The sequence below is a fragment of the Ruegeria sp. N7 genome (assembly GCF_056531345.1).
In genome coordinates, this window is the sequence record NZ_JBQFLR010000007.1 from 17,925 (window position 1) to 30,756 (window position 12,832).

At 56.8% G+C, this 12,832-nt stretch carries 11 protein-coding genes; 2 read left to right on the forward strand and 9 right to left on the reverse strand.

Annotated elements, in window-relative coordinates:
• Positions 1–52: 52 nt before the first annotated feature.
• The 3 genes from ACR0ES_RS10250 to ACR0ES_RS10260 all read right to left on the reverse strand — a co-directional run bounded on the left by ACR0ES_RS10250 (position 53) and on the right by ACR0ES_RS10260 (position 4,701).
• Positions 53–1,369 (reverse strand): serine hydrolase domain-containing protein, encoded by a 1,317-nt coding sequence (locus ACR0ES_RS10250; protein ID WP_480870561.1) that lies wholly within the window; start codon positions 1,367–1,369, stop codon positions 53–55.
• A gap of 227 nt (positions 1,370–1,596) precedes the next feature.
• Positions 1,597–4,014 (reverse strand): DNA topoisomerase (ATP-hydrolyzing) subunit B, encoded by a 2,418-nt coding sequence (gene gyrB / locus ACR0ES_RS10255; protein WP_480539388.1) that lies wholly within the window; start codon positions 4,012–4,014, stop codon positions 1,597–1,599.
• A gap of 114 nt (positions 4,015–4,128) precedes the next feature.
• Positions 4,129–4,701, reverse strand: coding sequence for a TetR/AcrR family transcriptional regulator (locus ACR0ES_RS10260; protein ID WP_480488096.1), 573 nt, complete (start codon positions 4,699–4,701; stop codon positions 4,129–4,131).
• A 100-nt stretch (positions 4,702–4,801) separates the two neighbouring features.
• Here ACR0ES_RS10260 and ACR0ES_RS10265 point away from each other — a divergent pair, with 100 nt between their 5' ends.
• On the forward strand, positions 4,802–5,368 hold the full coding sequence (locus ACR0ES_RS10265) for a carboxymuconolactone decarboxylase family protein (RefSeq protein WP_480773996.1): 567 nt from the start codon (positions 4,802–4,804) through the stop codon (positions 5,366–5,368).
• Here ACR0ES_RS10265 and recF read toward each other — a convergent pair.
• From recF to mutM, 6 genes are all read right to left on the reverse strand, one after another.
• Positions 5,365–6,462 carry a DNA replication/repair protein RecF gene (gene recF / locus ACR0ES_RS10270; RefSeq protein WP_480774009.1) on the reverse strand — a complete coding sequence of 366 codons (1,098 nt, stop codon included), beginning with the start codon at positions 6,460–6,462 and terminating at the stop codon, positions 5,365–5,367. The two genes, ACR0ES_RS10265 and recF, sit on opposite strands and share 4 nt — an antisense overlap.
• A gap of 59 nt (positions 6,463–6,521) precedes the next feature.
• A complete protein-coding gene (gene dnaN, locus ACR0ES_RS10275) occupies positions 6,522–7,643 on the reverse strand; it encodes a DNA polymerase III subunit beta (protein WP_267363127.1) in 1,122 nt (373 codons plus the stop codon).
• A 224-nt stretch (positions 7,644–7,867) separates the two neighbouring features.
• Positions 7,868–9,253, reverse strand: coding sequence for a chromosomal replication initiator protein DnaA (dnaA, locus tag ACR0ES_RS10280; RefSeq protein ID WP_209507181.1), 1,386 nt, complete (start codon positions 9,251–9,253; stop codon positions 7,868–7,870).
• Between the two features lie 555 nt (positions 9,254–9,808).
• Complete coding sequence (rpsT, locus tag ACR0ES_RS10285) at positions 9,809–10,072, reverse strand: 30S ribosomal protein S20 (RefSeq protein WP_039541017.1); 264 nt, start codon at positions 10,070–10,072, stop codon at positions 9,809–9,811.
• Positions 10,073–10,297: 225 nt separating this feature from the next.
• Entirely contained in the window at positions 10,298–11,074 is a 777-nt protein-coding gene (locus tag ACR0ES_RS10290) for an enoyl-CoA hydratase (RefSeq protein WP_267363125.1), read from the reverse strand.
• Between the two features lie 66 nt (positions 11,075–11,140).
• A complete protein-coding gene (gene mutM, locus ACR0ES_RS10295) occupies positions 11,141–11,992 on the reverse strand; it encodes a bifunctional DNA-formamidopyrimidine glycosylase/DNA-(apurinic or apyrimidinic site) lyase (protein ID WP_480773995.1) in 852 nt (283 codons plus the stop codon).
• Between the two features lie 86 nt (positions 11,993–12,078).
• On the opposite strand from mutM, the gene ubiE reads away from it, so the two are divergent.
• Complete coding sequence (gene ubiE / locus ACR0ES_RS10300; RefSeq protein WP_480773994.1) at positions 12,079–12,831, forward strand: bifunctional demethylmenaquinone methyltransferase/2-methoxy-6-polyprenyl-1,4-benzoquinol methylase UbiE; 753 nt, start codon at positions 12,079–12,081, stop codon at positions 12,829–12,831.
• Position 12,832 lies beyond the last annotated feature (1 nt).

A 12,832-nucleotide genomic window follows, 5' to 3' on the forward strand; every position in this document is an offset into this window, starting at 1 on the left:
TGTCAGGCGTGATCTGTCTGTTGCTGCCAACAGGTATCAGCACCCTGGCACGCTAGCTTCCTGCTGCGGAAATCAGTTCCTTGGCCAGCGGCAAGGATGAGTAACCCAGCCGGGACGGCGTCAATCCCAATCGCACAATCACCATATCATGAGAGGGGAAAATACCGATGGACTGACCATCATGCCCCTGCAACCAGACCGCATCTTCAAAAGGTGGCAAATCTCCGGGTGCTTCCAGCCAAAGGTGGCCCTTGGCGTATTTGCCATCCGAAGCATCAACCGGTTCGAACATCCAGTCCACATAACCTTCTGGTAATATCCGAGAGCCCCTCCAAACCCCTTTCTGCAGCAAAAGCTGCCCGTACCGGGCCCAGTCACGCGCCGTCGCATACATATAACTGGACCCGATGAAGGTATCGCTGACATCCGTCTCGATAACCACCGATGTCATGCCAATCGGCCCAAATAGTGCGTTGTGCGGATAGCTCAGCCCACCGTCGCCCAACTTGTCCTGCCAAACACGCGACAGCATCGTGGACGTGCCCGAGGAGTAGTTGAAGTCCGTTCCAATACTGGATTCAGCAACGCGCCCGGCAGCAAATTCGGCCATACCGTCACGAAGATACAGCATGCGTGTTACGTCTGAAACGTCCCCGTATTCTTCATCCCATTGCAGCCCGCTTGTCATCGCCAGCATATCAGCCACGGTAATATCCCGCCTTGCGTCGTCGGCCCAATCGGGAAAGCTGTCGACAAGCGTATCTGACAAGCTCATTTGACCCGCTTCAATCAAGGTGCCGATCAACCCGGCCGTAACTGTCTTGGTCATGGACCAGCCCAGTAACGGGGTATCCGCATCAAACCCATCTGCGTACCGTTCAGCAATGATGCGCCCTTTTCGAACCACCACAACTGCGCGAAATCCTTCGCCGACCAAACTGTCATTCGACAGTACATTCTGAAGCTTCGGGTCTTGGGACAAGGCAACGTCATTCCCGTTTGGCCATAGTCCTGCTGGCAGCGGATCAGGCGCTGAAAGTGTCTGGTTGCTCAGATCAGCCTCATGAACATTTGTGCAGCCAAGCCCCTGACGAAACTGCGATGTCGCGGGCGCAAAAAACCGGAAGATCCGCGCTTTCACAGTCTGCGCTTCCCGATCCACCTCTATTGAGATTTGCCCCAGCAGAGGGTGGCCGGGTGCTTGCACGTCCACAGCCAGAACTTCGTCAGGATCCCGTCCAGCAATGAAAACGTTCGAACAGACAATCTTGGCAGAGTAGTTGGTTCCCACCTTCAAAAGATCCGGGGGTGCGAACCAAAGGTAGCCAATCAAAGCTACCCCGCCCAGAACCACCGCACTGCCGGTCATTTTTAGTACTTTGCTGAACATCCGCCGCAACCATTCCTGCCGCTACCTCGCCCGGCAAAGGTTAGAAGCAACCGAGCAGGCTTTACCACAGTTTCGTTACGTCGACTGATAGGTCAGAGCCCGCACGCTGAAGCATGGCCAGTGCCATCCAAGATGCACATCGCTCGATCAGCAATTGCACAGATCGACTTCAGCCCCAAACAGGTAGCACGTTGGTCTTTACACCGTCAGAAATCCAGATTCTCGACGCTCAAAGCGTTTTTCTGGATAAATTCCCGACGAGGTTCGACAACATCACCCATTAGCTTGGTGAACAGATCGTCGGCTTCCACCATATCGTCTACGCGCACTTGAAGCAGCGTGCGTGCATCCGGGTCCAAAGTTGTTTCCCAAAGCTGGTCGGGGTTCATCTCTCCCAGACCTTTGTAGCGCTGCAGGGACAGGCCCTTTTCCCCTTCTTCCAGAATGGCGCGCAACAGGTCCAGCGGACCGTGGATCAATTGGCTACGATCACGGCGGATCAACGTGGCCGATGTGTTGTAGACCTCTTGCAGGCTTTGCGTGAAGCTGCCTGTTTTGCGGGCCTCCCCCGACCGCAGCATCGGGCCGTCCAAGGTGCGAACCTCTTCGACACCACGCAGAATGCGGGCCAGGCGAATTCCGTGATCCTGCGTGATCCGGCCCTGCCAGCCACGCTCATACTCCAACGCGATCAGATCCAGACGGGCGGCAACCTTGTCAGCCACCCCTTGCAGGTCGGCGTCCACCGCACCCGGCACAAAGGCACCGGCAACGGCTGCCTGTTCCAGAATGTGGCGCGGGTAGTGTGTCGGGAAGGCGTCCAGAACACGCTTCAACTGTCGCGCTTCGTCCACCACGCGGGCCAGATCCTGACCAATGATCTCTTCGCCCGATCCCAGTTTCAGCACGGCACCCTCGATCCCCTGATTGACGAGATAATCGTCCAGCGCCGCCTGATCTTTCAGATAAACCTCTGATTTACCGCGCGAAACCTTATAAAGTGGCGGCTGCGCGATATAGAGATACCCACCTTCGATCAGCTCAGGCATTTGCCGGTAGAAGAACGTCAGCAGCAGGGTCCGGATGTGCGCACCGTCCACATCCGCGTCAGTCATGATGACAATCTTGTGGTAACGCAGCTTTTCGATGTTGAACTCATCGCGGCCAATACCCGTGCCCAGCGCCATGACAAGATTGCCAATCTCCTGCGAGGACAACATCCGGTCAAACCGCGCGCGTTCCACGTTCAGGATCTTACCGCGCAGCGGCAGAACCGCCTGAGTCAGCCGGTCACGGCCCGTTTGCGCCGACCCTCCGGCTGAATCGCCCTCAACAAGGAAGACTTCGGTTTTGGAGGGGTCCTTTTCGGAACAATCCTTCAGCTTGCCCGCCAGATAGTTCACATCCATCGCCGTTTTGCGGCGGGTCAGTTCACGCGCCTTGCGCGCGGCCTCGCGTGCCAGCGCAGCCTCGATGATCTTGCCGACGATCGCCTTGGCCTCGGTCGGGTTTTCTTCAAACCACTCGGCAAGTTTTTCGTTCATCAGACCCTCAACCGCCGGACGAACCTCGGAACTGACCAGCTTGTCTTTGGTCTGTGACGAGAATTTCGGATCAGGCACTTTGACCGACAGCACACAGGTCAGACCTTCGCGCGCGTCATCACCGGTAAAGCTGACCTTTTCCTTTTTCGCGATCCCGCTGGACTGCGCGTAGTTGTTGATCGTCCGGGTCAGGGCACCTCGGAAACCCGCCACATGGGTACCGCCATCGCGCTGAGGTATATTGTTGGTGAATGGCAGGACAGATTCGTGATAGCTGTCGTTCCACCACATTGCGATTTCCACGCCGATATCGTCGCGCTCGCCCTTGATATAGATCGGCTCGGACATGGCGGGGGTTTTGGACCGGTCGAGATACTTAACGAATTCCTTGACCCCACCTTCATAGAACAACTCGGTTTCCAGCCGTTCCGCCGGACGCTCGTCAATCAGGATGATCCGAACGCCCGAATTCAGGAAAGCCAGTTCGCGCAGGCGTTTTTCCAATGTCTCGAATGAGTATTCGAGGTTCGAGAATGTATCGGTCGAAGCCAGAAACCGCACTTCTGTTCCTGTCCGGTCTCCGCATTCACCGACAACCTTCAGGTGCTCAGCGGTTTCGCCACCTTCAAACCGCGCGACATGCTCTTTGCCATTGCGCCAGACACGCAGTTCCAACCAATCCGAAAGCGCGTTCACCACGGAAACACCCACACCGTGCAGGCCGCCCGACACCTTGTACGAATTGCTGTCGAATTTTCCGCCGGCATGCAGTTGGGTCATGATGACCTCGGCCGCCGACACGCCTTCTTCCGGGTGGATGTCCACCGGAATACCACGCCCATTGTCGCTGACCGAAACACTGGAATCGGCGTGAATTTTCACCGTCACATGGTCAGCATGACCCGCCAGAGCCTCGTCAATCCCGTTGTCGACAACCTCATACACCATATGGTGCAGACCCGAGCCATCATCCGTGTCCCCGATATACATGCCGGGGCGTTTGCGAACTGCCTCCAAGCCTTTGAGAACCTTGATAGAATCTGCGCCGTATTCTTGAGGGGCCTGTGCGTCTTCGGACATTCAGTCAGTACCTATATTATTTTGGTAACTTATACGTTTTCTGGTAGGGATTGTCACGCCATCCCCCAATATTTTGTGGTTTTCCGGATCGTTTTTTGCCGCCCCGAGAGGGGCTCACAAACGATCGATATCAGACGCGATATCCGCTGCAATTTGCGCCGCATCAACGTCTGTGCGTTCAGCGGACAAGCGCAGCCCCAGAATGTCTGACTGATACCTGGCCGCCAAACGATCCGGATCACGTCCCGCCCCGATTTCACCGGCATCCTGAGCCTTGCGAAACAGATCAGCGAAACAGTCTTTCATTTCCGCCATGTAATGCGCCGCCTGATCCGCAAGGTCATGATCCTTCGCCTTCAACTCGGCATATGTCTTTGCCAACATGCAGGCCTTTGCCGGGGTCTCGGCTGCTTCGATCACCAATCGGGGCTGTGCTTTCAGCGCCTCCTTCGGACCCAGTCTCTCAGCCAGGGCCTTTAGGCGCGCCAAACCTTCTTGCGTATAGCTTTCCAGCGTCAGCGCATAGAGCGCATCTTTCGACCCGAACGCCGCATAAAAACTGCCGGGCTTCAGCTTCAGTTCCCGCTCCAGATCCTTCAGCGATGTACCAGCCCAGCCCTGACGCCAGAAGATATCCTTCGCCTTCGCGATCAACACGTCACGATCGTATGCGGGTTTGCGGGGCATCAGCATCACCAATTCTTGAACGTTCACTCAAATATATACTTGAGCGATCACTCAAGAAACCCTAAATACGACCCATCGCGCCAGAAACAGGAGTTCCGACATGGCCAATTTCCCGTCTCACGACCTCGAAACCGCGCCTGAAGCATCCAAACCGCTGCTGCAAAAGTCTCAGGCCGCTTTTGGTCGCTTGCCCGGCCTGCATAGGGTCATGGCCGAAAGCCCTCAACATCTGGAAGGCTACCAGATTTTGCACGGCCTGTTCCTGAAAACCGATTTCGACAATGATGAGAAAACCGTCGTCTGGCAGACCATCAATGTTGAAAACGAGTGCCACTACTGCGTGCCCGCCCACACAGGTATCGCCAAGATGATGAAGATATCGGATGAGATCTCGGACGCCCTGCGCAATGAAACCCCGCTGCCTTCAGCCAAGCTCGAAGCACTGCGCACCTTCACCCTAGAAGTGATGGAAACCCGCGGCAACCCGACCGAAGATCAGCTTCAGGCGTTCTTTGATGCGGGTTATTCCCATCGCGCGGTTCTGGATGTCGTGCTGGGTCTGGCCCAGAAAACCATGTCGAACTACATCAACCACATGGCCAAAACCCCGGTGGACGAGGTTATGCGCGGCTTTCTGTGGGAACGTAAAGTCAGCGAACCGGCCTAAGCAGTCACGACCGAACCCTCATCGCTTTCGGTAACGATCAGCGTCTGGGCCCGGTCACCCATTTCCGCAAACAGTTCAGGCCCGGTACCGGTCATCCAGGCCTGAGCGCCCAGCGCGCAAATCTCGTCATAAAGCGCTGCACGCCGCCCAGCATCCAGATGCGCGGCCACTTCATCCAGCAGAACGATCGGAGGTGCGCCCAGCATTGCCGCCAGCGCCCGCGCATTGGACAGGATCAGCGACACCAAGAGCGCTTTCTGCTCACCAGTGGAACACTCCCTTGCCGGCACGCCCTTGGCCGCGAACACACCATACAGGTCGGACCGATGCGGCCCCACCAGGGTCCGGCCCGCTGCCAGATCCCTAAACCGGCTCTCGCCCAACGCGTCTCGCAAATCTTCCGCCGTCTCGGGCATTGCGCCTTCGGTTTGCACCAACTCCAGCTCGGCCGAAGGAAAGACCGTTTCCGCCCTGTCCTGCGCTGCCCGCAGAAGATCCAGCGACCTCAACCGCGCGGTATGGATGCGGTGCCCTGTCTCGGCCAACTGCCCTTCAAGCGCGGCGTACCAATGCGCATCCCTGATCTGCTCTTTCAGCAAACGGTTACGTTCGCGCATCGCTTTTTCATAGATCAGCGATGCTTCAGCGTGGGCTGGGTCAAAACTCAGCGCGATACGGTCCAGAAACCGCCGACGCCCTTCCGCCCCTTCAATCCACAGACGGTCCATTGACGGGGTCAGCCAGACAACTCGCGCAAGTTTCCCCAGATCGATCTGCGTCGCCGACTTGCCATCAATTCGCACCTGTCGCGCTGCACCGCCCTCGGACCAGGTTTCGATCTCAAACCGCTGCCCCTGAGCGTCCAGCAACCCAGACAGTTTCCAACCCAACGCCTCGGGCCGTCGGGTCATCTCGGCTGCACTCGCCCGCCGCATTCCGCGACCGGGTGAAAACAACGACACCGCTTCAAGAAGATTGGTCTTCCCGGCCCCATTTGGCCCGTGAATAGCAACGGGACGTCCGTCCAGAGACAACCGCGCCAGCTTATGAGATCGAAAATGCGAGACCGTAAGCTCGGTCAGGGCCAATCCCATGACCCCTCCCTTCATCTTTTCAAAAATACTCCCGCCGGAGGCATCGCGCGTCCGCGCGATCAGACGCGCATCGGCATGACGACGTATACAGCACTCAAGTCGTTGCCTTCACGCATCAATGTCGGGTCACCAGCCGAGTTGAACAGGAAAACTGCATTCTCACGATCCACCTGAGACGCAATCTCCAACAGGTATTTGGCGTTGAACCCGATCTCCAACCGCTCATCCCCGTAAGCGACAGCCAATTCTTCCTCGGCGGCGCCACTGTCGGGTGCATTCACCGACAAGATCAGCTTGTCGCCTTCCAATTGCAGCTTCACTGCCCGCGACCGCTCCGACGAAACAGTTGCCACGCGATCCACGGCCTGCGCGAATTCAGCAGCATCCACTTCAAGCTTGCGGGTGTTTCCTTGCGGGATAACGCGTGTGTAGTCGGGGAAGGTGCCGTCAATAACCTTCGACGTCAGCGTGATATCCGGCGTGGCAAAGCGTACCTTGGTTTCACTGACCGAAACGGCGATATCCATCTCGTCGTCATCCAGCAGCTTGCGCAACTCGCCCACTGTTTTGCGGGGCACGATCACGCCCGGCATATCCGCCGCGCCATCCGGCAAATCTGCGTCGATCCTCGCAAGCCGGTGGCCATCGGTGGCCACACAACGCAACACTTTTCCACCCTCGGACCCATCTGCCACATGCATGTAGACACCGTTCAGATAGTACCGGGTCTCTTCGGTCGAGATGGCGAATTTCGACTTGTCAAACAACCGGCGAAGCAATGCCGCCGAAGCGGTGAAATTCGATTGATACTCAGACGATGCCATCACCGGAAAATCTTCCTTCGGCAGTGTCGCCAGCGAAAAATTCGACCGCCCCGCTTCAACTGTCAGCCGTCCAGCGGCGCTGTCAGCAGTCAGTGTCACCAGCGCACCGTCGGGCAGTTTGCGCACAATCTCATGCAGGGTTGTTGCCGCAACGGTCGTCGCGCCTGCCTTTTCGACCTGTGCGGGTGCCTTATCGACCACTTCGATATCCAGATCGGTGGCACGGAACTGGACCTGATCGCCTTCGGCCTCGATCAGGACATTGGCAAGTATGGGAATGGTATTGCGACGTTCTACAACGGACTGGGCCTGCGAAACGGCCTTAAGAAGGGTGCCGCGTTCAATGCTGATCTTCATACCCTCAATTCCTCTGACTTGCGTACCGACATGGGCGGGACTGGCACGTTAGCGGTTCCACCCCGAGGCACAAGGATTTTTTACGGATTTCTGGGTTGGAATGCAGCAACCGTCAAGTGCGGCGTGCCCAACGGGCCTCAGTTCTGGTGCAACCGTGGATTATTACGCACAAAAAACGCCCCGGAACAGAGGCCCGAAGCGTTCCTTAGCGCTGCTGGCCCGGTTCAGGCTTCGAGAGACCTGCGTAGCATTTCCACGTCTTCAGCGATCTGGCCATCGGTCAGTTTCAGCTCTTCAATGCGCTTGACGCCATGCATGACCGTGGTGTGGTCGCGCCCGCCGAACCGACGGCCGATCTCTGGCAGCGATCGGCTGGTCAGCTGCTTGCAAAGATACATCGCCACCTGACGGGGGCGCGCGTAGGATCGCAGGCGCTTGGGACCGATGATATCGGACATGCGGATGTTGTAGTATTCGGATACTTTCCGCTGGATTTCTTCAACCGTGATCTTGCGCTCGGATGCGCGCAGGACATCTGCCAGACAATCCTGCGTCAGCTCCATGTCGATCTCGCGCCCAACCAGCGAGGCAAAGGCAAACAGACGTGTCAGAGCACCTTCCAGCACGCGGACATTGGTTGAGATTCGATGGGCCAGAAACTCAAGAACGCCATCCGCAATCGTCAGATCAGGATAGGAGCTGCTGTATTGCTGGACCTTGTTTTGCAGAATGCCCAGGCGCAATTCATAGTCGGTCGGATGCAGGTCAACGACCAGACCACATTGCAGGCGCGACTTTACACGATCTTCCAGATCCTTGATTTCGCCCGGGGCGCGGTCGGCCGAAATGATGATCTGCTTGTTCTGATCCACCAGCGCGTTGAACGTATGGAAAAACTCTTCCTGAGTAGAATCCTTTCCGGCAATGAACTGCACGTCGTCGACCATCAGCACATCGACCGAACGGAACAAATGCTTGAAATCCATCATCCGGCGTTCCCGCAGGGCCTGCACGAAGCGATACATGAACTGTTCGGCTGACAGGTACAGGACATTCAGTTCCGGATGCTTGGTTTTCAGCTCCCAGGCAATGGCGTGCATCAGGTGGGTCTTACCCAGACCCACTCCGCCGTACAGAACAAGCGGGTTGAATGTGACCGGGCCACCTTCGGACACGCGGCGCGCGGCAGCATGGGCCAGCTCGTTGGGTTTGCCCACCACGAAACTGTCAAAGGTGAAACGCGAATCCAGCGGCGCGGCCTGCAACGACTCCAAAGCGTTCTGCGCACTATCCGTAGCGACTGTGGGTACCGGCTCTGGCCGAGTTTCGGCGACCACCTTGGCTGCGGGCTTGGGGCGTGCGGGCGAGTTGGCGGCAACACGGAAATCCAGACGCTGAACGGTTTCCCCAGCCGTATTCAGCTCGTACAAGATAAGGTCCGCAAAATTCTGGCTGACGTAATTCCCCATAAAGTTCGTTGGCACGGAAAAAACCGCCACACCATCCTGCAGCTCTTTAAATTCCAGAGGCTCGATCCAAGTGGTGAAATTATTCCGACCGACAGCCTTCAGCAATTTGTTACGCAGTAGTCCCCATTTCTCTTGTGTCATTCAGCGCCTCACGCATCCCATTCTTATTGGCCTGTCGGCCTTATCATACGAAGCCGGTTGCCCGGTCTTGTATTCACACGCCCAAAGGGAACCTATCGCCAAACCTAACGGTTTGGCGGGATTGCCCCTGAAAGTTCGGTGCACCCGGATTTTCGACGCTCAACAAAAAATGAGCGTCCCGAAACTCGGGCTGCACGTCACAATCTCAATTTTCAGACAGGGCCGAGAATCCCGGATAACCCGGACTTCGCGGCAAATCGGCAGCCCAGCTTGCGCCAGTCGTCGACGAATGTTTCCTGATCGATCTGATGCCCGTCAGTCCGATCGAGTAAACAGCCTGTCCCCCCAAGCGAGTGAATCGCTGACATCAGTGGTAGCAACTTGAAATGGGGCGCGGCAACGAAACTCTGATATTGACTCGGGTCTTTGGTCGAAAGAATCTCTCGGTTTCGTGAAGGCGCGGTATTCCGGCAACACGAAAAAAGGCGCCGCAATGCGCAGCGCCTTTGACATTAGTTCAGCCTTGCTGACTTGACCTAAGGTAACCCGCGGGCTTTAGCCCAGAGCTTTGACCCGGGCCGACAGGCGCGACATTTTACGCGCGGCAGTGTTCTTGTGGAACACGCCTTTGGTGACGCCGCGCATCAGCTCAGGCTGGGCGGCGCGCAGTGCTGCGGTTGCCGCATCTTTGTCACCGGATGCAATCGCTTCTTCGACTTTACGCAGATAGGTGCGGATGCGCGAACGACGCGCTTTGTTAACAGCGAAACGCTTCTCGTTCTGACGGGCGCGTTTCTTTGCCTGGGGCGAATTTGCCATGTATCTCTGACCTTCGTTCGGTACGGTTATCAAGGGTTGCGCGCCACGGATATATCCGCACCGGATCAGAAATCACGAGTGTGAGTCGGGCCAAGCGGGCCGCACGCGCATGTATTGCGGCGCTCAATACCGAACATTTCAAGGATTGCCAAGCCGATTCTTGGGGCTCACAAACCGGGTAAAGAAAAGGCGGGCATAGCCCGCCGTTCATTAGTCTCTTGCGTTTTACTTGTCGCGAAACTGCGCAGCCCGCTTTTCAAGAAACGCCGCCATGCCCTCTTTCTGGTCCTCGGTGGCAAACATGGAATGGAAGACGCGACGCTCAAACAGCATTCCTTCACTCAGCGGAAGCTCGTAACTGCGATTGACCGCTTCTTTTGCCGCCGCCGCCGTCAATGCCGATTTCTCGGCTATTTTTTGCGCCGCACCAACGGCTTCCTCGATCAGCTTCTTGGCCGGTACGACCCGGCTGACCAAACCAGCGCGCTCGGCTTCGTCCGCGTCCATAAACCGACCAGTCAGGTTCATGTCCATCGCCTTGGACTTGCCGACAAAGCGCGTCAAACGCTGGGTGCCGCCCAACCCGGCTATGACGCCAAGGTTGATTTCAGGCTGGCCGAATTTTGCAGTGTCCGCAGCAATGATGAAATCGCAAAGCATTGCCAACTCGCATCCCCCACCCAGAGCATAGCCCGCAACCGCGGCGATGATCGGTTTGCGAATCGCCAAAACCCGGTTGTTTGCATCAGCAAAAAGATTGGTGGTGTAGACATCGACAAAGCTCATCTCGGACATTTCCCTGATGTCCGCGCCTGCGGCAAAGGCCTTGTCCGATCCGGTGATGACGATGCAACGCACCTTGTCGTTGCTGTCTGCCTCTTCCAGCGCGGTACACAACTCACCCAGCAACTGGGAGTTCAGCGCATTCAACGCATCCGGTCTGTCGAGTTTGATTAGGGCGACGTGGTCTTCGATTTCGACGATGATCGTCTCAAAAGCCATGAGAAAAAAGCTTCCGGTTGTTCCGTTCAGTTACGAGTCCTTACCACGCGAATTCTCTGGATCAAGCTATCTTTGGCATTGCGCACAGTAGAAGGATGAGCGACCGGACTGGGTGATTCTCTGGATCAGACCAGTGCAACCTTCGGTGCGGCAGGGCTTTCCTTCGCGACCGTAGACATCAAAGCTGTGCTGAAAATATCCAAGTTCTCCATCAGCTTGGCGGAAATCCCGCAGGGATGATCCGCCTGCTTCGATCGCGTCCTGCAACACCCTCCGAATGATGGGAACCAGCGATGCGACACGTGCCGCAGATATTTGCCCTGCTTTGCGACGTGGCGACACCTTGCCGCGATAAAGCGCCTCGCAAACATAGATATTCCCCAATCCGGCAACGATTCCCTGATCCAGCAGAGCTGATTTGACAGGGGTATTCCTGCCTTTAAATGCTTCAATCAGGTGTTGCTCATGGAAATCATTACCCAAGGGCTCTGGTCCCAGAACCGCCAGAAGCTTGTGATCTTCGGCCGTGGCTGTGGGCAGTAGGTCCATCGCCCCGAACCGGCGTGGGTCGTTAAAGGTGATACGCGCCCCGTTGGCCATGTGAATAACAACATGGTCATGTTTCTCAACGGCAGGATGTTCGCGCAGGAAATGACCCAGTGGGTCCCCTGACACCGTCATTCGCCCCGACATCCCCAGATGTATCAACAAGGTCTCGCCACTGCTGAGATCGGCCAGGATGTATTTTGATCGCCGCCTTAACCGATCCACCCGCTGCCCGGTCAGCCGTTCTGCCATGCGTTCGGGAAATGGCCAGCGCAGATCCGGGCGGTTCACATCGGCGCGTTCTATCACTATGCCCTCCATCGCGGGAACAAGACCCCGTCTTACTGTCTCGACCTCGGGCAATTCTGGCATTACAGGGCTCCTATTCCAAAGGGCCGCATTGTACCCCGCTTCCAGAGCCCTATAACAGAAGCGAAATTCGACAAACGGCAAGGCTTATGTCCGACAACAGCGACAACACCACTCATTTCGGGTTCGAAACCGTACGCGAGGCTGACAAGGCCGGGCGCGTGCAGGGCGTGTTCAACTCGGTCGCCTCGAAATATGACGTGATGAACGATGTCATGTCGATGGGTATCCACCGGGTCTGGAAAGATGCGATGATGGACTGGTTGGCGCCACGCCCCGGTCAGCGTTTGCTGGATGTTGCAGGCGGAACCGGTGACATTTCCTTTCGCTTTCTGAAACGCGCAGGCTATGGCCATGCCACGGTTCTTGATCTGACAGAACCCATGCTGGTCGAAGGACGGCAACGCGCCGAAGCCGACCAGATGGCCGACAGCCTGAACTGGGTGGTGGGCGACGCTATGGCCCTGCCGTTCGAAGACAACACCTTTGATGTCTACACGATCTCGTTCGGCATCCGGAACGTGACCCGCCCGCAAGAGGCCCTGAACGAAGCCTTTCGCGTGCTGAAACCCGGTGGCCGCCTGATGGTGCTTGAATTCAGCCAACTGCCCAATGAAGGGCTGCAAAAGCTCTATGACCTCTACAGCTTCAATGTCATCCCGCGCATGGGAAAGCTGATCGCGAATGATTACGACAGCTATCAGTATCTGGTGGAGTCGATCCGCAAGTTCCCCGATCAGGAAACCTTCCTGAACATGGTCCGAACCGCTGGCTTCGAAAACGCGAAATTCCGCAATCTCAGCATGGGTATCGCCGCGCTGCATTCCGGCTGGAAGATCTGAC